The organism is Pedobacter riviphilus, assembly GCF_014692875.1.
Lineage (GTDB): Bacteria > Bacteroidota > Bacteroidia > Sphingobacteriales > Sphingobacteriaceae > Pedobacter > Pedobacter riviphilus.
In genome coordinates, this window is sequence record NZ_CP061171.1 from 4,031,157 (window position 1) to 4,053,228 (window position 22,072).

17 protein-coding genes are annotated in these 22,072 nt (G+C 37.0%); 4 read left to right on the plus strand and 13 right to left on the minus strand.

All coding sequences use genetic code 11. The annotated features are described in order from the left end of the window. Window positions 1-530: 530 nt before the first annotated feature. From H9N25_RS16565 to H9N25_RS16605, 9 genes are all read right to left on the minus strand, one after another. The gene (locus tag H9N25_RS16565) at window positions 531-3,347 is read right to left on the minus strand and encodes a TonB-dependent receptor (protein WP_190326587.1); all 2,817 of its coding nucleotides are present in this window, start codon (window positions 3,345-3,347) and stop codon (window positions 531-533) included. Between the two features lie 154 nt (window positions 3,348-3,501). Then, window positions 3,502-3,672 carry a hypothetical protein gene (locus H9N25_RS16570; protein ID WP_190326588.1) on the minus strand — a complete coding sequence of 57 codons (171 nt, stop codon included), beginning with the start codon at window positions 3,670-3,672 and terminating at the stop codon, window positions 3,502-3,504. Between the two features lie 140 nt (window positions 3,673-3,812). Next, entirely contained in the window at window positions 3,813-4,196 is a 384-nt protein-coding gene (locus H9N25_RS16575; RefSeq protein ID WP_190326589.1) for an MmpS family transport accessory protein, read from the minus strand. Between the two features lie 136 nt (window positions 4,197-4,332). Further along, complete coding sequence (locus H9N25_RS16580) at window positions 4,333-4,551, minus strand: VF530 family protein (protein ID WP_190326590.1); 219 nt, start codon at window positions 4,549-4,551, stop codon at window positions 4,333-4,335. A gap of 20 nt (window positions 4,552-4,571) precedes the next feature. Further along, complete coding sequence (locus H9N25_RS16585; protein WP_190326591.1) at window positions 4,572-5,183, minus strand: class I SAM-dependent methyltransferase; 612 nt, start codon at window positions 5,181-5,183, stop codon at window positions 4,572-4,574. A 380-nt stretch (window positions 5,184-5,563) separates the two neighbouring features. Continuing rightward, window positions 5,564-5,971, minus strand: coding sequence for a RidA family protein (locus H9N25_RS16590; RefSeq protein ID WP_190326592.1), 408 nt, complete (start codon window positions 5,969-5,971; stop codon window positions 5,564-5,566). Between the two features lie 119 nt (window positions 5,972-6,090). Beyond that, the gene (locus H9N25_RS16595) at window positions 6,091-8,076 is read right to left on the minus strand and encodes a M1 family metallopeptidase (RefSeq protein ID WP_190326593.1); all 1,986 of its coding nucleotides are present in this window, start codon (window positions 8,074-8,076) and stop codon (window positions 6,091-6,093) included. 115 nt (window positions 8,077-8,191) lie between these two features. Continuing rightward, the gene (locus H9N25_RS16600) at window positions 8,192-8,932 is read right to left on the minus strand and encodes a carboxypeptidase-like regulatory domain-containing protein (RefSeq protein ID WP_190326594.1); all 741 of its coding nucleotides are present in this window, start codon (window positions 8,930-8,932) and stop codon (window positions 8,192-8,194) included. A gap of 68 nt (window positions 8,933-9,000) precedes the next feature. After that, the gene (locus tag H9N25_RS16605; RefSeq protein WP_167297030.1) at window positions 9,001-9,348 is read right to left on the minus strand and encodes a Spx/MgsR family RNA polymerase-binding regulatory protein; all 348 of its coding nucleotides are present in this window, start codon (window positions 9,346-9,348) and stop codon (window positions 9,001-9,003) included. Window positions 9,349-9,634: 286 nt separating this feature from the next. Here H9N25_RS16605 and H9N25_RS16610 point away from each other — a divergent pair, with 286 nt between their 5' ends. Then, window positions 9,635-11,173 (plus strand): sensor histidine kinase, encoded by a 1,539-nt coding sequence (locus H9N25_RS16610; RefSeq protein ID WP_223833413.1) that lies wholly within the window; start codon window positions 9,635-9,637, stop codon window positions 11,171-11,173. 37 nt (window positions 11,174-11,210) lie between these two features. Further along, window positions 11,211-11,885, plus strand: a complete 675-nt coding sequence (locus H9N25_RS16615; protein WP_167297031.1) for a LytR/AlgR family response regulator transcription factor — start codon at window positions 11,211-11,213, stop codon at window positions 11,883-11,885. Window positions 11,886-12,087: 202 nt separating this feature from the next. Here the strand turns inward: H9N25_RS16615 and H9N25_RS16620 are convergent, their stop codons facing one another. From H9N25_RS16620 to H9N25_RS16630, 3 genes are all read right to left on the minus strand, one after another. Further along, a complete protein-coding gene (locus tag H9N25_RS16620) occupies window positions 12,088-15,525 on the minus strand; it encodes an alpha-2-macroglobulin family protein (protein ID WP_190326595.1) in 3,438 nt (1,145 codons plus the stop codon). A 194-nt stretch (window positions 15,526-15,719) separates the two neighbouring features. After that, the gene (locus H9N25_RS16625; RefSeq protein ID WP_190326596.1) at window positions 15,720-16,478 is read right to left on the minus strand and encodes a hypothetical protein; all 759 of its coding nucleotides are present in this window, start codon (window positions 16,476-16,478) and stop codon (window positions 15,720-15,722) included. An 80-nt stretch (window positions 16,479-16,558) separates the two neighbouring features. Continuing rightward, complete coding sequence (locus tag H9N25_RS16630; RefSeq protein WP_190326597.1) at window positions 16,559-18,442, minus strand: hypothetical protein; 1,884 nt, start codon at window positions 18,440-18,442, stop codon at window positions 16,559-16,561. Window positions 18,443-18,604: 162 nt separating this feature from the next. Here H9N25_RS16630 and ribH point away from each other — a divergent pair, with 162 nt between their 5' ends. Together ribH and ytxJ are read left to right on the plus strand one after the other, a co-directional pair. After that, entirely contained in the window at window positions 18,605-19,096 is a 492-nt protein-coding gene (gene ribH, locus H9N25_RS16635) for a 6,7-dimethyl-8-ribityllumazine synthase (protein ID WP_167297033.1), read from the plus strand. A gap of 267 nt (window positions 19,097-19,363) precedes the next feature. Next, window positions 19,364-19,696 carry a bacillithiol system redox-active protein YtxJ gene (ytxJ, locus tag H9N25_RS16640; protein ID WP_167297034.1) on the plus strand — a complete coding sequence of 111 codons (333 nt, stop codon included), beginning with the start codon at window positions 19,364-19,366 and terminating at the stop codon, window positions 19,694-19,696. A 520-nt stretch (window positions 19,697-20,216) separates the two neighbouring features. Here ytxJ and H9N25_RS16645 read toward each other — a convergent pair. Beyond that, window positions 20,217-21,734 carry a malate:quinone oxidoreductase gene (locus H9N25_RS16645; RefSeq protein WP_190326598.1) on the minus strand — a complete coding sequence of 506 codons (1,518 nt, stop codon included), beginning with the start codon at window positions 21,732-21,734 and terminating at the stop codon, window positions 20,217-20,219. Window positions 21,735-22,072 lie beyond the last annotated feature (338 nt).

Sequence of the window (22,072 nt, forward strand, 5' to 3'; positions counted from 1 at the left end):
TTTCAGTATGTTTTTTGCTCGCTTGCTGAAAAAGAAGTTCGTGTAGAGGCTGGTTAAACCCCATATTTTCTCTTTTCAAACCTAATTTAAGCGATTCGAAGCATGCAAAATCTTCAAACACCACGCAAACGTTTGATTATAAATAAAGAAATTGACCAATTTTATACCTCTTGCCGGATGGCAATAGAAACTTATTAAAAGAACACCCACTTAATATTATTGAAACTGTTTTTTCGAATCAATAATTAAAGAAATCTGTCTAAGAAAATAGATGATCACCTAAGGATAAAAAAACTAACAAACGTTTGCGTTAAGATTTTTAAGCCTAGAGAAATAAAAAACCTTAACAATCCACTTTGGGGAATAAATGTTATACTTTTTACAAAAATCTGAACCAATGCTTATGCTTGGCAATAATTAATTAAGGATGAAGATATATGCGCTAAATTTACACTTAGAATTTAAAACATAAAAAGCCCTTAACATTCTCTTCTGATAGAAATGTTAAAGGCTTAAAATAACTGGAAAAACTAATTCACCGTATTACGTGGATTATTTCTTTCGTTGTTTGCCCCTACTTTGGTCAATTTATAATTTAAAGATAAATAAAAATACCTGGTAATGTTATTGTACCGTACATCCTCAATCCGGCTACTGTTTACAATCCTATCTATACTCGTGTTTTGGTTCAAAATATCAAAACCTTTCAAACTTAAAGTTACCCTGCGTTTCATTAAAAATTTATTTATCCCGGCATTTAGCAAAAAGTAATTATTGTTAAACCCATCGGCACGGCCCGCTGAGCCAACATGGTTCAGATCGGCCTCTACCCTTAAATCTTTAATAAACTCGTAGCTCAGGTTAAGTGTATTCTCCAAACTGAAATATTTATTATCAATGGCTGCTTCGGCTGTGTTATTTACTTTGGTATAGGCTAGGTAAGCATAAATACCAGCATTAAATTTATCATCAATATCATAACTCCAGTTAATATTTGGTCCGATTTCAAACCTATTGGTAATGTTTTTAGAGCTGCTGATAAAATTTGTTCTGTGTTCGGTAAAAAAGTTCATTCCATAGTTCATCCTTAAGCCCTTAAGTTTGGATGGCATCCCGAAAAATGTTCCGGCACGCAGATAATAATTGCCGTTTACATTAATGGGTTTAACCGTTTGAACCCCATTGTTGTAGGTAATATCGTTGCCGATATCATCAAAAGATAAATTATACAAGAAATAGCCGTTCCAATAGCGGTTATTATCAGGGCTGAAGGTATTAAAGTTTACCGAGAGACGGTGATTTTTTCTGGCTTCGAGATCAGGGTTTCCAGCTCTTTGATATAACGGATTGGTATTGTTCTGCACAGGCTGTAAATCGGTTACCGATGGCAGGTTAACACTCGCTCTGTAATTTATAGCGATTGTTTGGTTGGCTTTATTCTTAAAATTTACTGTTAAGCGTGGCAATAAATTATAATACGATTTTTCGATGTTGCCCATGTTGACCCCAATATTATTAAATACGTTTGCATTTAATAAACTTTGCTGTCCGTTTAATCCAAAATTATAAGTCCAGTCTTTGCCGGTATAGATGAAACCCAACCCTACGGTTTGCAGACTATTGCGGTTATCGAAAGTATTGGTTAATGAAGGAACAATGGTTTCGTAACGATCTGTAGTTGGGTTATAATCGAAAGTAAGCTGCTGTGCATCTACAATACTGCGTGTAAAACCATAAGCCACATTTGCGCTCCATTTTTGATTTAAAGGTCTTGCATAATTCCCATTAATGGTATAGGTTTTTGAAGCATTTTCCTGATTCGCCTGTTGATTGATATTGGTTGCAGTAGTACCTCCATTTGCATACTGATTAAGCAAAGATTGATTTAGCCAATCGGAATTATATGTATTCTGTGTGCCATTTAAACGCAGCGAAACCGAACCTTTCTTATTTGGCAACCTTCTCAGTACGGTAAACTCTCCAAATAGAGCGGGCGTAAAATTATGCTGTTTGTAGTACTGGCTTCCATCATTAGCCTTTCCGGTAGCATCAAAATCAGAACGGAAAGACCGATTATTGATGTTTGTCGTATTATTCAAGATTACATTCGGCCGCAGTACAATATCGGTTAACGAATCGGGATGATATTCTGCTTTAAAGTTAAAACGATGTGCCTGATTATTACTGTTCCGATCTGTATTATCTAAAGTACGCAGAATATCTCCAGAGCTTAAATCCTGGATATTTGATAATTTGTTACCTAAGCCAGAAGAGAAATAAGTAAAGTAACTTCCGCTAAGGGCCATCTTATTGTTCTTACCCCACGAATTACTGTAGTTTACACCTCCACTATGGGTGGTATACAATCCAATGGCATTGTTATCAAAAACACCACTTCCTCCAACCGTTACCTTGCCGTTATTGTTATTGATAGAGAAACTTCCTCCGGCAGGTGGGGCAAAAATATTTCCAATATTGCCACCACTAAAACTGCTCAGGTCATCGTAACCAAAACTGGCATCGTTGATATTGTTGCTCATACCCAAAACAGCAAATTGAAGGTTTTTATTAAAATGATTGGCGCTTAAATAACTTCCGTATTTATCGGTAGTACCACCAGCAAGGTTGGCATTTCCGAACCAGCCTTTTTTCTTATCTTCTTTAATGGTTAGATTTAACACCTTTTCGCGCTGCCCATCATCTATTCCGGTTGCTTTGGCTTCTTGTGTTTTACTATCAATCAATTGCACTTTTGCTATGGCATCGGCCGGTAGGTTTTTGGTTGCAGTTTTGGGGTCAGTACCAAAAAAGTCTTTACCATCAACCGTTAATCGGGTAACTTTTTGCCCCTGCACCAAAATACTCCCATCCTTATCAACTGTTACACCAGGGAGTTTTTTCAAAAGATCTTCTACCGCAGCATTTGGTCTGGTTTTATACGCATCGGCATTAAATTCTATTGTATCTTTTTTAACTGTTGCCGTAGCATATCGGCCACTCACCGCAACATCTTTAAGAACTATGGCATCTTCATGCATTTTTAATATTCCCAATGTTATGTTTTTTCCGTTTACGCTTATGTTTTTAGTAATGGAATTATAACCCATTGCGGAAATGCTGATTTTATAATCGCCGGTAATCACTGTATTAAAGGAAAATTCTCCGGCTCTGTTGGTTACTACACCTACTTTTTTGGTTGAATCGGCCCTGCTTGACAGAACGATACCCACATATTCGATTGGTTGGTTAGTTTTTCCATCAATAATTTTTCCATTAATGCTACCACTCTGTTGTGCGAAAGATTTCGTAGATAACAGGCACAACAACATCAATAAATAGGTTTTCATAGCTAAGGTTTTGATTTTTTTGTTTGGTTTTGTTAGCCTTTTCTGTAAGGCTTTTAGCTATAAGACACCAGAAATATTAAAATGTGACAGTAAAAAATTATTTTTTAGCTGGTTAAAACAAAAAAGTCTTCCAAATTGAAAGACTTTTTTATTGTTAAACTTTGGTTACTTTGTGTGTGTGTGTTTTATGATGATGTTTTTTATGACTTTTTTTAGTCTGTGATTTTTCTGTAGTCGGTTTTACAGGTGCTGCAGTTTGTGCATTAACCGTTGCGAAGGTAAACATGGCCAATAAAGCGATGCTCAAAACTTTAATTGCTTTCATTTTTCAAGTTGATTAATAATGAATAAACCTTGTTATTTTTTTATTAAATCTCGAAAATCAAGATGAAGATTTAGTGAATAATTCTCACATGGCCATTTAATTTTTGCACTCTTTTTAAAGCTAAAAAATATACCTTTTATTTAAGGCAAATAGAAATCAAGACCATACAATACTTTTTTATTGGTCAGAATTTGTTCACTGATTACCTTTCCATCCACTAAAACTTTAAATTCACCCCTGGCTTTATCACCTTTGGCCGTAATTTTTATATGACCGTTACTTCCTGGTTTTAATGTAAGTACCTTTTCCCATTTCCCTTTAATACCTTTTAATTTTTGCCGCTTTCCATTTTCATCAATGTAAGAAATCTTTCCTGTTGTGTTTTCATCCAATAAAGCCTGATAGCTTACTAGATAACTTTCCTTCTGAGGAACAGCTATTTTTCCTTTTTTTAAATAATGCATGCTCAAAGAGCAGCCACTCATTACAGTAATCAGCAAAAAACAGTAGAAAATATTTTTCATACAATAAGGTTTAGAACAAGATGACGACGGTTTTAAAGAAAAGGTTGCAGACAATAGTTTTGAAGGCGGAAATTTTGAACGATTGAGTAAGCAACATTCACCCATTCTATCATTCACTCATTTAAAATTCAATCATTTATACAAAAGTATCCAGATATAATTCTTCTACCTTTTTACGGGCCCAGGGCATTCTCCTTAAGAATTTTAAACTGGATTTAATGCTCTGGTTATTGTTAAAACAATCGATCCTGATCAGTGCTCCAAGTTTTTCCCAACCATAGTGCACCTGCAGATCGGTTACCATTTTCTCTAAGGTAATACCATGTAATGGATTGTTTTTTTGCTGTTCGGCCATGGGGCAAAGTTAAGGCAAAATTATCGGGGTTTATATTGTGCCATCCAAACATTTGCACCACCGCAATCGGGATCATTTATTTTGTGCCTAAGCACTTCAAATTGGTTTGACTGCAGTAAAGCTTGATATTCAGCAGTAGCTAAAGAAGCATGAAAAAGGTTCTCGCCACCATTCATGCCCCACACCTCTCCCCTTTCCGTTCCAGATGTAAACAGTAAAATGCCGCTCGGTTTAAGGTGACGTTTAAAAATATCAAACATGTTCGGCTGATCATCGGCAGGAAGATGAAAAAAACTATGCCATGCAATAATCGCATTAAATTTTTCGCCGAGATCGAGTTCACGCATATCTTTTAACATAAACCTGGTAGACGGGAAATTGATTTTTGCCAGCTCGATCATTTGCTCGCTGGCATCAACTCCTAAAACATTTATCCCCTGGTTGATAAAATATTCCAATATGGGTTTCCCATCCCCGCAGCCTAGGTCCAAAATCTTTGCATCCTGTGGAAAGTGTAGGAGGATATCGTTTAAATATGCTTTTTCTACCGAATCGGCATAACGGTTTTCGGCAAACCAGCGGCCTATCTTGTTGTAAACTTTGTAAACGTTTTTGCGTTCTCCTTTTTCCATCCGCTTAAATTTTCGATTATTATTGATGTTAATTTTTAATTTAAAGTTTTAAAATATTCGGAATATTACCTTATGCTTTAGTAACACCAAATTAATCATATTTGTATTTTTTATTGGAAACAAACGTATAATGGTTCTGGGCAAATGCAGCACTGCCATCCGCTTTATTCCCTTACACTTCATGCCCGCTATTGTCGGGTTTAGGATGCACGATCTGTTTAAAGTATCGGACTGATGTTTCTAAACCCGGATTGAAGTGGAAGCCCGCAGCGCAGCGAGGACTTTGAACGGAAAGCGGGACTGAAAACCGCCAAGAGCGCAGAACCCTTAATTTCCAAAAACAACACCAATTTAACAATAATTGTAACCGGGTTTATAAATTAACCAACAGCCGTAGCATCAATTTCGATCAGCATGCCATTTAAGGCCAACCTTTGTACCGGAATAAGCGTATTTACCGGAAAATTAAGGTCAGGCCAAATCCTGGTCGGTTCTTCTATTAAAATCTGGTGTTTCACTTCATCGTAATCTACTACCAATGTGGTAAGTTTTGCAATATTGGCCATGGTTAAATTTTTGCTTCTTAAAGCTAAAGCAATATTTTCGAAAACTATGCTTACCTGTGTTCTAAAATCATCGCTCAATATACCATCTGTTCTGCTACCGCCCTGCCCTGCAATAAACACCAGCTGTCTTTCTGCTGAAACGGAAGCTACATGAGAATATCCATGTTGACGGGGATCGTATATACCAGCGGGATTGGTAATTTCTAAAGTGGTCTTTTCCATATCTGTAATTTATACCTGCTAAATTATCCGATAGTTTTCGGTAAACCGTCGGTTGTTTGCAATAAAAAGCCTCCTGATCTTTTAAAATCAGGAGGCTATAATTAATTATTCAGGCTAAATTAGTTACCTGAAGCTGTCCAGGTATTGTTATCCGTATTCGAATCTGGTAATACTTTATTAGGATCTAAAGTAATTGATTCAATTTCTTCAGTTGTTGGGTAACGCACCAGCCAACTCGTGTTTTTCATCCAAACATCAACCGGGACTTTTACGATATCTGTTTTACCGCTTTTGGTTTTAATCTGCAGGATAATTGGCATTGGCATTTTCTCCAGGTTTACAACTTTAATCGTGTAACCCACCAATTTATCGTCTTGCTTAACGGCCTCAACACCAGCAATACCTTGGTCCATTTTCCAGTTGTTTAACCACCAGCTCCTCCAGAACCAGGCTAAATCTTCGCCTGCACCATTCTCCATTGAACGGAAGAAATCAAATGGTGTTGGATGTTTAAATGCCCAGTTTTTAATGTATTGACGGAAAGCGTAATCAAAACGGTCTTCACCTAAAATCTGGTTTCTTAAAAGATCTAAGCCCCAACCTGGTTTGCTGTACAGGTTAACCCCAATATTACGCTCGGCCATTCCATCAGGCATTAGCATAATGTTTTCGAAAATCGGGTTACCAATAACAGTTTTACCAATTCTGTTTAAATCAGTCGGAGCCCCAGCGTATTCGCCTTTATTAAAACTACTTTTAGAAATACCGTTGATAAAGGTATTAAAGCCCTCATCCATCCAACCATATTTACGCTCGTTAGAGCCTACAATCATCGGGAACCAGGTATGACCAAATTCGTGATCGATTACGCCCCACGCGCTTGCTTTTTTAGCTTTCCAACCACAAAATACAATACCAGGATATTCCATACCGCCAACATTGGTTGCTACATTAACCGCCATAGGATATGGATATTCGAACCATTTGGTTGAATAGTGCTCGATGGTAGATTTTACATATTCTACACCGCGGCCATATGCATCAACACCGTTACTTTCTATAGGTTGTGCAGAAACCGCCAAAGATTTTTTACCGCTTGGCAGATTAATTTTTGCCGCATCTAACACAAAAGATTTTGACGAAGCCCAGGCGGCATCACGTGCATTTAAGATTTTAAACCTCCAGGTTAATTTATCTTTCGCCGGACGGGATTTTGGATCTGTTACCTCCTCTTCTGTACGGATGTGAACAGTAGCATCGCTAAGCTTAGCGTCATTCCACCTTTTTAATTGTTCTGGTGTAAAAACTTCGGCAGGGTTTAACAACTCGCCCGAGCCCATTACAATATGACTCGCTGGCGCGGTGATGGCAAAGTTAATATCGCCATACTCGCAATAAAACTCGCCACCGCCCCAATAAGGCAAGGTATTCCACCCGATCACATCATCATACACACACATTCGCGGAAACCACTGTGCCACGGCAAAAATTTCGCCATTTTTTGTGGTTAAATGCCCTGTTCTGTCCGATCCTTCTTTTGGTATAATAAAAGAATAATCCATTTTAACAGTTACAATATCACCATTAGCTGCCATTGGTTGGTCTAAACGGATCTGCATGCGCGTATCTTCTACCAAAGAAGTAAATTTTACGGCAGCAGCTTTTTGTGATACACTGATGTTCTGAATTTTATAACCACCATCAAATTTTTCACCTTGTGCACCATAACGGCTACGTGCTGGCGTAATGGCATAGCCACGTGAAGTTTCTTTAAAAGTATTCTGGTCTAACTGCAGCCATAAATAGGGCAATTTATCAGGGCTATTATTTTTGTAAGTAATGGTAACGGTACCCGTGACCGTGTTTTTTGTTTCATCGAGACTAGCTGTAATGTTATAATCAACGCGATTTTGCCAATATTTTGGCCCGGGTGCACCAATTGCAGAGCGAAATTCATTCCCGTTTTGTGTATAAAATAGTGGTCCAAAGGCTTCAGCAGGGTTATAATTGCTAGCTGGCGCGGGTGTTGTAGCTTGTTGAGCCGATGCAGAAAAGGCAAAAACGCAACAAACCAAACAAAAAGTTATTAGTTTAGTCAATTTCATGATAATAATAAGGTATAATCTGTCGGTAAATATAAAAAATAACCACATATAGATTTATATGTGGTTATAATGTTACCAATAACGGTTAAATTGCTACCTATAGTAATATCGTGTATTAATTTGCTTTTAACTTGGGTAAATCCTGTAGTTTTCTTTCTTGTGGCGTTAACTTTTTCCACGCCACAAAGGCTCGAGAGATATAATAAGCATAACGGTATGGCCTTTCTGCTTTTACTGTCTCAACCGAAGGGCGATAAATAATCATGAAGTTTTTCAGCTCTTCTCCCTCTAACTTGGTTATATCTGTTATGGCCTTTGCGGTAAAGTTCTCGTCAATTTCCTGGAGATACATTTCTTTTTCCTCTATATCGGCTTCTTTTCGCTGTTGTCTTCTATATTTGCCATAACCAAGATTTAGGTTTAAGCCTCCAACCTTATCGGTCATACGTTTACGGTTTAAGTTTCCTCCGGTACTTAATAGCGTATATTTTTCGGCCAATGGATCTTTTGCGTCTGTAATCTGACTATTCATCCGCACTGCCGTAATATCTACATCTTTTAAATTATTTGTTTTAACCGGAAGATATATCGTTCTATTTAACAGATTGGTTAAGTAAAGTGTATCGGTATGATAACCAACAGCAGAAAACTCTATCAGATCGCCAATATTGGCACCAATGGTATACTTTCCTTCTTTATTTGTACTGGTTGATTTTTTACTGTTCAGGTTTCTGATACTAACACCAGGAAGAGAAAGCGTTTTTTTCGAATAATCGAAAACTGTACCTGTAGTTACCGTTTGTGCAAAAACGCCAATGGGCAGGGCAAGCAATAGAAAAATGATCAGTTTGTACATACTCAAAAGTAACTTAGTTCGACATTTAAAAGCTGCATTTAACAAACTTTAACATTAGAACAATTGAATTAGCCTAGTGTTTTTAAATAATTGTCATCATCAAATCCAATTAATATGGCTTTGTTGTTCTGCTCAATAATCGGACGTTTTATTGCGCTGGTATTTTCTTTTAAATAAGCTATTGCCAAATCTTGGTTATCAATTTTAGCCTGCTCTTCTTTAGTGAGTTTTTTCCAGGTTAAACCTTTGCGGTTTAATACCGTTTCCCAACCGAAGGTATTACACCATTCGTTTAATTTTTCAGTTGTAATGCCTTTTTTCTTGAAATCGTGAAATTCAAAATCAACCTGATGTGTTTTTAACCAATCGAGCGATTTTTTAACTGTATTGCAATTTGGAATTCCGTAAACGGTCATATAAATTATTGAATTTTGGATGAGTGATTGAATGCAAAAGCAAAGTTAATAAACTGTTTAGCTTTATACTTAATATTTTGAAGATCCTTGTTTTATTGTGATGCTGAATATAGCCTCTGCTATTGCTATCTGACACCAATAGCAATTATTCATTCGGGTATGAATCCAACTTAAAATCAAATAATCCTAAAAATCCCATTCATTCGTCACATTTTTTGGCCCATCGGTCACATTTTAAATATTGATGCCGATACGCTTTGTAAAATTGTAGCATAAACTAAATCAAATGGTAATTCTATCAGGTACCCCATCTACAATAAAAACCAAAAGCATCAACCAGCTTGAGTTTTGGATTTCCACAACATTATATATCCTGGCATTGATCAGTATTTGTTCATCTACAGTTTATAGCAGGGGTAGTTCTTATCGTTTTGAAGAAAGCCAAATTGACTATAGCGTAATGGCAAATTACTTTATCCCCGAACTATTTAAGATCAGCATTTTGTATATCAGTTTTTTATTGTTCAATTTTTGCTTCATGCCTCAACTGGCGAATAAAAAAAATATCGCACTTAATATCATTCTTACCATTTTAGTTACATCATTTTCTGTTGTTGCGTGGATGGTTTTTAACACGTATTCCCAAGCTTACCGACTGTTAGAATATGACAACATCGATAACGCGTACGGTGTCTTTTTTGGTGAGGCATTTACCTATATTTTCTTCCTCTATCTACTCTTTAATGCTTATGCCTACTTTAATGAGCGAGGATTAGAACTGCTAAAAAGAATTCCATTTTTAAAACATTACAATAACAACATCATTCCAGAAGTTTTTATCTCCATTAAAATCTGGTTGATTTCTCTCATGGTATTTGCAGCGATACTTTCTTTAAAGATCGATCACGAAATACTGGTCATTTGGCTAATTGTACCGCCTGTAAATATTTTCTTTGCTTTTTGTGCTATTTATTACGTCATTCCAAATCTCAGAAAGAATTTTAAAGGTTTTGGCCGGTATTTTTGGGGAAATGTAGGTTTAACTATTATCATTTCACTACTGCTGTTGATGATGCTTATCCCTTTTATGCGAAATGGCGAAGTGGTGCCGATTACCTTAATTTTAAACGCCATATGTTTGATCTGCATTACTACTCCGTCTGCGTGGTATGTTTACAAGCATAAATTTGAAAAACTGAGTGAAATCCAGATGCTCAAAACGGAGTTGGGCAAATCGGATGCAAACCTAAATTTCTTAAAATCGCAGATCAATCCACACTTCTTGTTCAATGCATTAAATACCTTATTCGGGACAGCTTTACAGGAAAATGCAGAAAGGACTGGCGAGGGTATTCAAAAACTGGGCGATATGATGCGTTTTATGCTTCACGAAAATACCCAGGATAAAATTTCGTTAACACGTGAGGTGGAATACCTGAACAATTATATCGATTTGCAAAAGTTGCGCACCTCCCGATCTGCGGATATCAGGATTGATACACATATTGAAGAACAGTTAAATAACCTGCAGATTACACCAATGTTATTGATTCCGTTTATCGAAAATGCATTTAAACATGGAATTAGCCTGCAACAGCCCTCGTACATTAAAATTACCTTACAAACTAAAGAAAAAACTTTATACTTTGATGTGAGCAACAGCATTTATATCAAGGCAGATAACGACCCTGAGAAATTAAAAAGTGGCATCGGACTTGAAAATGTTAAACAACGTTTATCATTACTTTATTATGGAAAACACGAATTGATTATCCGCGAAAGTGCCAATGAGTTTTTTGTTCATTTAACTTTGCAGTTGGATTAGTCTTATTGCTATATTGCCTTAAAGAACAAAATAAAAAATGATTGCCATTGCTATAGATGATGAACCGATTGCACTTGATATTATAACATCGCATGCCTCAAAAGTTCCGTTTGTAGAATTGCAGCAAACTTTTACAGATGCTTTTGCGGCCATCACTTATCTTCAGCACAACAAGGTTGATTTAATTTTTCTGGATATCAAAATGCCTGATATCAGTGGGATTGATTTTTTAAAGAGCCTGAGCAAGCCACCAATGGTTATTTTTACCACGGCTTATACCGAACATGCCGTACAAAGTTTCGAACTTGATGCGGTTGATTATCTGCTAAAGCCCTTTTCACTTTCTCGTTTCTTAAAGGCTTGCAATAAAGCCCAGGAGCTCTTTAACCTGCGTAACCAGAAGCTAGAAACAAAAACAGAATATATTTTCGTAAAGGACGGTTACGAGCAAATTAAGGTGGAGTTAGATGAAATCCTGTACATAGAAGCCTCAGGCAACTACACCCAGATACAACTAAAAGATAAACTTTTAAGCTCAAGGATTACCATTAACGATTTGGCTGAACTGTTGCCAAAAGCAGATTTCATCCGCTGTCACCGGGCTTTTATTGTAGCTAAAAATAAAATATCCAAATTTGACCGCAGCCAGGTTTGGATTGGAGAAAAAATCATTCCTATAGGTGCAACCTATACCAATATTAAACTTACTTAATGCAGTTTAAACCTTGCAGGTTTTAAAACGGCTTTAGCCCTCAACGAGACCTTTAAAAATAAGTTAAGTAACGAGTTAAACCTGCAAGGCTTGTGCTTCATTAATTAGACCCTGAAATAAATTACCTTCGGTGAGCCCGCTTAAGACTCGGTTTACGCCGTAGCTTTCCGCTTCGCTACAGGTCAGGCTTGACGGCCAATACTTAAGGTTTTACATTTACCCTTATCCCTGCTGAGTGTGTGGTAAACTCAGGTGCGTACATGCTTTGCAAAGAGGTAATTCCATTCGAAAAGTTTCCGGCATGCGTAACGCGCAAAGGATATTCAAAAACGTAGGTTCCCTTTGGCATATAACTGATAAAGAAATTGGTTGAAGCATCTTTTGTACTTTCGTAATAACCTAAACCATCCTGATATTTATACCGAGAGATCACATTTACAGGTTCAAAACCCGATGAACGCATATCCTTCAAATGAATATATTCCATATCCCGATCGCAATAAATTTCAATACGCACTTTCAATAAATCGCCAGGGGCCAAAATATTGGTTGCCGTAAGTGGAGTTAAAACATCGCCTTTTGCGCTAGCTCTTTGGACAAATAATTGTTTGTTGATTTTAACACCGGTGTTGGCCGTCGTAATTTTATCCAGTTGCTCAAAATATTGCCAGTACATTGCGCCCCAGGCTACGGTTTGGTTGTTGTTTTTAACCTGTACTTTCCCCATTTCTGGTTTTACATTAGCCGCTGCAATAGTTAATTTTTGATAACCCGTTCCGGCTTCTTTTAAGGCATTAGGCTGTTGCAGATCTGCTATTTTTTGACCGCCAATAGTTATTTCGGGCTCATTGCGCTCTGCTAGAAGGTTAGTACCTTTCATTAGCAATGCATAACACGCCGCTGTGGTGGCTTTGGTTGTCTTCCAATCGTTGGTCTGTTTGTTTTTGAGCAACCAGATTTTCATTTCCTCCACCGATTTGACATCATTAGTTACTTCGTCGAAAGCCTCTATTAATAAAGCCTGTGTTTCTATCGGACTTTGGTACCACCACCAGCCAGCTTTATTTGTAGCCCAGTACATACCCAGTTCATCATTTTGCTGAGCCGTTTGATTTAATAACGTAATGATTTTTTTGGCTTCTACCTCATTGCCGTTTCTATTTAAAACCAGGGCGGTTTGTGCCAACTGGTAAGTATCAAAGGTTTTCCAGCTCGCTATTAATTTTTTCAGATAGAAATCTTTGGCCTTTAAAAAATCTGCATTGTTATTTTTTTGATTGTTGTAGCTTCTGGCGAATAGATAATGCAACGGCAAATAGGCAAAACGTTTTCCTTTCACTTCCTCCTTGTAATCTTTAACCAACTGTGCATCTAAATAAATAATGGCTTTGTTAAGCATTACATTAAAAATAGGATAAGCTTTTTCGTCAATCAGTTTTAGTTTTTTTAACTGGCCCATTCCTAAAACAATGTGCTGTGTAATGTACCGATCTTCTTGCATACCATTAAACCACGGAAAGGCACCATTATTAAATTGCATTTTCTCTAACTTTTCGAAATTGTTTTTCAACTCATAAGTCATTCTATTTAAATCGAAAAGTATGGCTAAACGTTTTTTACGCTCGTTTTCATTATCGGCATTACGCACCCAAGGTGTTTCTTCTAACAAGATTGATTTGAGCTCCTGGTTTTTCTCCAGGTTAGATAACAGGGCCTCGCCATTATTGGTGTTTTGCCATTGTTCGAAAACGGTTTTAATTTTTGGCGAGGAATTAATAATACCTGTTGCAAAACTATTGGCATAAAATCGGCTAAAAGTTTGTTCAGCACACTCATAAGGATATTCCATCAAGTAAGGTAATGCCTGCACAGCATACCAGATAGGATTTGAGGTAAACTCGAAAGTCAAACTTTGGTTGCGCAAGGTTTTTGAAGCTCCTGATTTCTCCAGCTTCTCAAAATCAAAAGTTTTACTAGTATTACCACGCACGTTTATCGGCATACTTTCGGTAACCAACATGGCATTTGCCAAAACAGGAATGGTATTTTCTTCACCATCGCTAAACTTGCCACTTTGGGCCAAAACTTTGTAGGTAATGGCATTAATGCCTGATGGGATAATTAATGTCCATTTTAAAACCGCATTGCCTGCATCATCAACTTCAAAAGTTTTTTCGTTTTTTTCGTTTGTTCCAAAAATCTGGATCGGTTTTGCGGTTAAGGCATCGGTAAGTGCTAAACTGGCATTGCCGATAAGTTTTTTGCCCGCCAGGTTATTTAGTTTGGCGCTTAATAAAATGGTGTCTCCTTCGCGGAAAAAACGTGGGGCATTAATGGCAATGGACAATTGTTTCTGGGTAACCAATTCGTTGGTGATCGAAGCCGTTTTTAAATCTTTGGTGTGTGCAAACCCCATCATTTTATAGCGGGTTAAACTTTGCGGGATGGTAAACTCGATCTTGATTTCGCCTTTGGCATCGGTTAACAATTGCGGATAGAAAAATGCGAGTTCGTTAAAGTTGGTACGTGCTGTGATGTCAGTTTTTTTATATTTAAGTGCTTCCACTTCCTGGCGTAGTGTTGGATCTTTCTGATCAATTGATGCCCCAGCACTTGGGATTAAATCTTCAATTGCGCGATTCTTATCTGTAGCCACACCCGCCACCCTCCCTTGCAAGGTAGCAGAACCTCTGATCTGTATCGCTGCACTTGTCATCTCCTTTTTCTGCGCCCCATAGCCCACAACCACTACTTCATTTAAAGCATTCCCATCTTCCTTCAATATTACATCGACCCGTTTTTTATTGCCAATTTTTACAGCAGATCTCGTATACCCTATAAAAGCGAAATTCAGTGTCTCCCCTACTTTAGCATCAATAGTGTAAATGCCAAAAACATTAGTGGTTGTTACTGTTTTGCCAGATTTCACCTGTACACCGGGCAATACATCGCCATGCTCATCGAATATCACGCCATAGGTTAATTTGCCATTTTCCAATTCAGCCAGTTTTTTTACAGCTTCGGGAGCTAAACCCCTTCTTTTAGGCCTTTGTAAATTGTTCATATAATTACGGTAACCATTGTTGTAACCGCCGTAATAATTGTAACCGAATAAATTAAGATTTTCGTAACCACGTGTAATTGTGCCGTAATTATTTTCAGACCTTAAAAACCATAAATAACCTGCGTTCGCGACATCATTTACATTGAAGTTCCAAGTATAAAAATAATAGTTAAAGCCTGTTGGCAACTGCGTATTCCAATCCATTCTTTTCAGGTCGTCCAAACTTGCGTCGTAGAGCGTAGCCACCATTTCGGCCATCTGCTTTTCGCCATTTTTATTACTGATCTGTAGTTTCCAGCTTTCTTTTTCACCGGGTTGAAGTTTATTTCTAAAGGTTAAAAACCTGACATCTAACTCTTTTTTCGGGTCTATAATTTTAACCTGTTGCATAGAACTGTAAACCATACCTTGATGTATCATGGTAAACTGTACGGCAAAACCATCCACGTAATTACCTTTCGGCTTAATTTTAACAAAACTTTGTTTTGGCGATAGGTTAAGCCATACCTTTTCGGCTATACTATCACGATAATAAACTTCATAATAAGCCCTGCTGTTATTAGCTAAGCCAGCCAAGCGGAAAACAGCACTTTCAGTCGGTTTAATTACGCTTACTTCAGGAGCAATCCATTCGATATTAGATTGTATCGTTGCAGGCTCTTCATTATAGATAACTAAACACTTATCTACTTTAATGGTATCGTTCTGCTCGTTTATGGCTATTAAATTAATTTTATAATAACCTGGTTTTAGATTTTTTTGATTGAAGGTTAAACTCCCCGACCATTTTTAGCCGTCGGGCTTTGTTTTAATTCTACCGATTTTATTGGCCATTTGGCTACTTCGAGTTCGTTGTTATAATCCTCATCAGGAAAACACTTAATAAACTCCTCTTTACTTAATGCATAGTTTTCGGCATAAAACGGACTCTTGTTCATTAACTTGGATGGTGCCTGCAACAAACTCCATTCTGCCTTAACATTCGCTTTAATGGGTTCGTTGTTTAAATTGGTTACCCAGAACGGGATACTATCGGTTTTGTTGCTTACATAAATAACCTGCTCTGCACTGATATTAAGATTGATATCTTTTTGCCCCACATTTATAGCTGTGGTTTTCGTTCGGGTTTCGCCATTTAAATCTGTTACCTCAGTTTCAATTTCGTAGCTATAATTCTGTTTGGTATTGGTGGCCTTTGCAAAAAAGGTAATATCAAATTTGCCACCTGGTTTGGTATTTGTTTTGCCAATGGCAATCTGTTTTCTTTCGCTATATATATTTGAACCATAAATAGCACTACGTTGCGTGTAGGTTAAGCGGTAATCGTACATCGCCCTGCGGAAAACTTTATAATTTACTTTTGCATTATTTACGGAGTATCCTGAAAATGAACTGGCTTTTCCTTGTACTTTAATGCTGTCGTTCAGTTTGTAGTGCTGATTAGGTTTATCAAAAAGCACTTCAAAGGTGGGGCGTTTATATTCTTCTACCTGTATATTAATGCTGCCATAATCAGTTTCAATTTCCATCTGGCCATTTAATTTCCCCATCGGGATACTAAAAGATCCTTGAAAAGTACCAAAATCATTGCTCGTTAAATTGGTCGTAGTTACTTCCTTACCGTTAGCATCATTAAAAAAACCTCAAGTGCTTTATTTACTTCTATATTATTTTTACCATCTTTCGATCGCAAGCATATACCCTTATAGTATATGGTTTGCCCTGGCCGATAAATAGGTCGATCAGTAAAAAGAATTACACGTTCTTTATCTTCGTCATCCCGATAGGTGTTATAATTATTAATATTTAATTTCAACTCATCTTTCCCGAAGGTAGCCACCGCAAAAGACATATTCCCGTCGGTTTCATTTGTAGTTGCGTAACCATTTTCATTAGTGGTAATTAAGTCGCCATTAATATATTTCCGCTTATTATAATCATATCGCTGTTGTTGTATTTTAACATTTTTTAAGGGTGCACCGTTGCTAAGCTGGCTAACAAAATATTCATGTTTTTCAATATTCCGCCTGTTGATTACAGCCATTGCAGTAACCTTAAAATTAATATTGCTATAAACCGTATCTTTTTGTTCGTGGTTAACGGTCTGGGCAATCAAAGTGTAATTACCAAAAGGTAAACCGTCTATTTTATCAATTAAGGTATGGCTTTGGTAATCGCTGGTTTTTGGCACAATGACAAACCATTTTTTGATTACTTTATTTTGATTAAAAAAAGCTAAAAAGTCATTCTTATTTTTAAACTGTTCGTAATCATTTTGAGATTCAGGTGCTTTAAACAGCCTAATATGTACTGTATCTGTATTTTTATATGACAAATACAACTGTGCGGGTTTATCCGGCTGGATATATCTTTTTATTTTAATTGATAATTCGCTGCTTTTAATCTGCCTGATTAAATTTTCTGCATTTTGCGCACCAATGCTTTTAGGATAACCCTCAATAGCTTTTTTGGCTAAAGCAACTGCTGTTAAAAGATTTTGTTTGTTGGTATCAACAGACAATTGCGCATTTTTATGCATAAGGGCCTGTTCATATAAAATATCGGCATAAACTTCGGTTTGGGTGCTTTGTTCAGCTAAATTACTCAAAGCGTTATTGTACAATTCCTGATCATAGCTACTGAAATTTTGTTGTATAAATTTTAAGCGTTTTAAATCAACATCGGCCAATGCCGAAAAGTTATTGCTGTTTTGATGAAATCTGATCAGGTTTTTAAACAACTGCAACGCTTGGGGTTTAAAGAGTGTACTATCATTGGTGAGTTCTATCGCCAAAAAAACCTGTCTGTTGCCAAACCAAGCAGCATTGCTCATATCAATTGAGTCATCATCATATTGTGTAAGGTTAATCTGTGTATTGCTAAAAACATCGATGGCCCGGTGTGCAAGCAGGTCATACAATGTTGGCCTGTAATTCCGGTTATTTTTATCTCCCGCCAAAACAGCATCCAAAACATCAACTTTAGTTTGTTGCAAAATTTTAGCTTCCTTCAACGATAACAGGTAGTATTTTATCGTTTCCTCATTTAGTTTTTTAATGCTCCAGGTTTTAATATCATTGCCAATATCGCCCTGCACTTCTGTACGCGATCCAATTTTCCACCTGTTTTGTTGCAAATAATTCCAATACATTTCGGCTAAAAGCGACTGTAAAATGCTTTTTTCGGGTTGTTTGGCATTGCTGATATCTGTGCGCAGGTCAACCAAAATTTTATCAAAGGCATTTTCTTCTAAATAGCTTTGAAACATCATCCGGTAAATAACTGATTTGATCAGCAATGGCGCATTGTTCTCTTTCTTTGCCGCTTGATTTATTTTTTCGACCAAAGCCAACGCATCTTTTGGCTTGGCCTGGTTGGCAATGGAATCGACCCTGTAAAAATCGTTGAGTGTATATTTCTGTTGTGCAGAAACACGTAAGGACAGCAAAATGAAGAGAAAAAATAAGGCGGAGAGGCGTAATGATATATTCATAGGTAGCTTGCGTTTTTAATATAGATGGCCTGAACGACTAAATTCCATAAGCAGTTGATATTTATCTGATTCTTATACGAATCTAAGTATTAATGCACTAAATGTTACAAGCAGCAAACATTAAGGTTTTTAACATTCGCGGCATAACCTTATCTTTGCCCCATGTCAACACAATTAAAAAATCTATCCGATTTCTCTCATACCACCGTTCCTAGCGGTGCAAACTATAAATTCGGAATTATTGTAGCCGAGTGGAATGCTGAAATTACCGGTGCTTTATACAATGGCGCATTAAAAACGCTGTTAGCAAATGGCGTTGCGGAAGAAAATATCATTTCTTTACCTGTACCCGGAAGTTTCGAATTAACAGGTGGTGCAGAAATTTTATTGAGCAAAAGAAAAGATATAGATGCTGTAATTTGCTTAGGTTGTGTAATCCAAGGCGACACGAAACATTTCGATTTTATTTGTGATGCAGTAGCGCAAGGGATAACCAACGTTGGCATTAAGTACAGTAAACCAGTTATTTTTGGTGTTTTAACTACCAATAACTTAGAGCAGGCACAAGATCGTGCTGGTGGCAAACACGGCAATAAAGGCGATGAGGCTGCAATTACAGCGATTAAAATGGCTGATTTTTCTGCTCAAATTTAGCCATACGCTTTTAATAATTATTTGTAACTTAGAAGTTTAAAAATTATCAGATCAAATGAAAAAAGTAGCCATCTTGTTATTGGCGGTGTTTTGCACCATTACCATTTTAGAATCCTGTTCTTCTAAGCTTTGCCCTGCTTATGGGTCTTATCCAGAAGGAAAGCGCAGAAGAAATTAATCTACCTCATTTGTAATCTCATATTCAGGTCATTTACAGAACTTTATTTAACTGTAATTGTTGTCCTGTAAAACAATACGTATAATATCATGACTTGGGTTAACTTAACTTCAATAGAACAGCTTGACGAGATCAAGAATGCAAGCGGTTTTAGTCTTATTTTTAAGCACAGCACACGTTGCTCAATTAGTTTAATGGCTAAAAAGAATTTCGAATTTGATTGGGACATCATTCCTGCAAGCACAAAACTTTACTTTTTAGATTTAATTAGCTACCGCGATATTTCCAACCAGATTGCCGAAGTATTTCAAGTAGCACATCAGTCGCCACAGATTTTATTGATTAAAGATGGCGATTGCGTATTAGAAGCTTCGCATAGCGATATTTCCGCTGATGAAGTTGCAGAAGTGATTGCAGCTTAACCATAAAGTATTTTTCACAAAAGAGGGTATTCGAGCAATTGGATACCCTCTTTTGCATGGTAAGATATTGTATAAAAATCAATATAAATGACTGATTTTTTTTGCAAATGTTAAGTTACTAGAGATCGTCATACCCAACTTGATTGGGAACCACGTAGTGCTCATGAATGCCTTTGAAGAGAAGAATGCCTATGAATAATCGTAATGCAAGCGCTTTAAGATTCCCGCCTGCGCGGGAATGACGATCATTCTATTCAAGTATATCAATAGTAGCGTAGTCGAAGGGCATCTTTTTAATTGTTCAAACTCTCGAAGTCTTCGACTACGCTCAGACTGACAAGCGCAGGAAGTAACTTAATTGACATTTTCCTTCGGAAAGATTGATGGCGCAAACGATCAATTATCTATCCGGTTTTGATCTGTGGAGACACAGACCGAGGATGCAAAGAAAGAACCTCCACATAAAACAAAAAGGCCCCGATTTACATCAGGACCCTCTAAAATTTATAACTGTTATAACCTAAGCAACCACAGTGTTTTCTATTTTCAATACTTTTGAGGTTCTTGTTCTGGTTTCTCTGCAAAGATCTGCATCCTGAGCAAGTGATTTTCCATAAGTAGGGATCATCTCTTTAATTTTTGCCTGCCATTCTTCAGTGGCCAAATCATCAGCAAAACAACGGTTTAACAGGTCGAGCATAATAGAAACTGCTGTTGAGGCACCAGGAGATGCACCCAATAAGGCGGCAATGGAGCCATCAGCAGCACTTACCACCTCTGTACCAAATTCTAAAACACCACCTTGTTTTTCATCTTTTTTAATCACCTGAACGCGCTGCCCGGCATACTCCAGCTCCCAATCTTTAAGTTCGGCAGTAGGTAAATATTCTTTTAATGCTTCTAATCTATCTTCTGGCGATTGCCTAACCTGCTCAATCAAATATTTTGTTAAATCGAGGTTATGTAAGCCTGCCGACAGCATTGGGCGGATATTATTAAATTTAATCGATTTTGGTAAATCCAGGAACGAGCCATTCTTAAGGAATTTAGTAGAAAAACCTGCGTACGGACCAAACAAGAGCGCCTGTTTGCCATTAATCATTCTGGTATCTAGGTGTGGAACAGACATTGGTGGTGCACCAACCGCAGCTTTTCCATATACCTTAGCGTGGTGTTTTTTAATAATTTCTTCATTGGTACATTTTAACCATTGCCCGCTTACAGGGAAACCGCCAAAACCTTTTCCTTCCGGAATATCTGATTTTTCCAACAGCGGTAAAGAGCCACCACCAGCACCGATAAATACAAACTTAGCTACACGTTTACGTTTGTCGCCGCTTTCTAAATCTTTAACTTTTACGATCCAGTTACCATCTTTATTCTTCTTAAGGTCGCGGATTTCGTGGTTAAAATACAGATTAACATTACTTTGTTCCTTTAAGTTGTTAAACATGTCGCGGGTTAAAGTACCAAAGTTAACATCGGTACCTAAATCCATTTTTGTAGCAGCAACTTTTTCGCTTTTTTTACGGCCATCCATAATCAATGGCGCCCAGTTTTTTACAAGCTCAGCATCTTCAGTATATTCCATATCGCTAAACAGATCGCATTGGGTTAATGCATCGTAGCGTTTTTTAAGATATTCTACATTCTTTTTACCCCAAACAAAACTCATGTGAGGAATACTGCGGATAAAATTGCAAGGGTCAGAAACCAATCCTTTGTTTACTAAATATGACCAAAACTGCTTAGAAACCTCAAAATGTTCTGCAATTTGAACCGCTTTTTTTATTTCAACCGTACCATCCTTCTTTTCGGGTGTATAGTTCAATTCGCAAAAAGCAGAATGTCCCGTTCCGGCATTATTCCATGCATCAGAACTTTCTGCTGCTGCAATATCTAAACGTTCGTAAATTTCTATGCTTAAATTGGGTTCTAATTGTTTTAATAAAACACCGAGGGTTGCACTCATGATGCCAGCCCCTATTAAAATTACATCAGCGTCAGTTTTACCAACTGTCTTTTTCTTTTTTGTCATCTTAGTTTAAAGGAGTTACAAATTTAGAATGATTTTAAACATCCTACGAATTTTAGGTCATTAAATCTGAAAAAATTGCCAAAAAATTAGAAATACCTCACTCTTTTTGATAAGTTCTAATCAAATTTTAATCCAAAAAATAGTTTGGTCAATCGCAAAGCAAACGGAACATTAAACTCGTCACAAAAACCAATTATTAATTTGCTAACCGCGGCATCTATTTCTTTTAAAAATTTATCATTTTACTTTTAAAATCTCAAAAAAATTTAAATTTCGATAATTAGGAAATATGCTAAAAGACTATATTTTAAAAGAATCTGCATTTTTCATTTTTTCCT

What these genes read in the sequence shown, in the direction of transcription:
- H9N25_RS16565 (WP_190326587.1), bottom strand. Translation starts at nt 3,347, where the DNA reads ATGAAAACCTATTTATTGATGTTGTTGTGCCTGTTATCTACGAAATCT.
- H9N25_RS16570 (WP_190326588.1), bottom strand. Translation starts at nt 3,672, where the DNA reads ATGAAAGCAATTAAAGTTTTGAGCATCGCTTTATTGGCCATGTTTACC.
- H9N25_RS16575 (WP_190326589.1), bottom strand. Translation starts at nt 4,196, where the DNA reads ATGAAAAATATTTTCTACTGTTTTTTGCTGATTACTGTAATGAGTGGC.
- H9N25_RS16580 (WP_190326590.1), bottom strand. Translation starts at nt 4,551, where the DNA reads ATGGCCGAACAGCAAAAAAACAATCCATTACATGGTATTACCTTAGAG.
- H9N25_RS16585 (WP_190326591.1), bottom strand. Translation starts at nt 5,183, where the DNA reads ATGGAAAAAGGAGAACGCAAAAACGTTTACAAAGTTTACAACAAGATA.
- H9N25_RS16590 (WP_190326592.1), bottom strand. Translation starts at nt 5,971, where the DNA reads ATGGAAAAGACCACTTTAGAAATTACCAATCCCGCTGGTATATACGAT.
- H9N25_RS16595 (WP_190326593.1), bottom strand. Translation starts at nt 8,076, where the DNA reads ATGAAATTGACTAAACTAATAACTTTTTGTTTGGTTTGTTGCGTTTTT.
- H9N25_RS16600 (WP_190326594.1), bottom strand. Translation starts at nt 8,932, where the DNA reads ATGTACAAACTGATCATTTTTCTATTGCTTGCCCTGCCCATTGGCGTT.
- H9N25_RS16605 (WP_167297030.1), bottom strand. Translation starts at nt 9,348, where the DNA reads ATGACCGTTTACGGAATTCCAAATTGCAATACAGTTAAAAAATCGCTC.
- H9N25_RS16610 (WP_223833413.1), top strand. Translation starts at nt 9,635, where the DNA reads ATGGTAATTCTATCAGGTACCCCATCTACAATAAAAACCAAAAGCATC.
- H9N25_RS16615 (WP_167297031.1), top strand. Translation starts at nt 11,211, where the DNA reads ATGATTGCCATTGCTATAGATGATGAACCGATTGCACTTGATATTATA.
- H9N25_RS16625 (WP_190326596.1), bottom strand. Translation starts at nt 16,478, where the DNA reads ATGGAAATTGAAACTGATTATGGCAGCATTAATATACAGGTAGAAGAA.
- H9N25_RS16630 (WP_190326597.1), bottom strand. Translation starts at nt 18,442, where the DNA reads ATGAATATATCATTACGCCTCTCCGCCTTATTTTTTCTCTTCATTTTG.
- ribH (WP_167297033.1), top strand. Translation starts at nt 18,605, where the DNA reads ATGTCAACACAATTAAAAAATCTATCCGATTTCTCTCATACCACCGTT.
- ytxJ (WP_167297034.1), top strand. Translation starts at nt 19,364, where the DNA reads ATGACTTGGGTTAACTTAACTTCAATAGAACAGCTTGACGAGATCAAG.
- H9N25_RS16645 (WP_190326598.1), bottom strand. Translation starts at nt 21,734, where the DNA reads ATGACAAAAAAGAAAAAGACAGTTGGTAAAACTGACGCTGATGTAATT.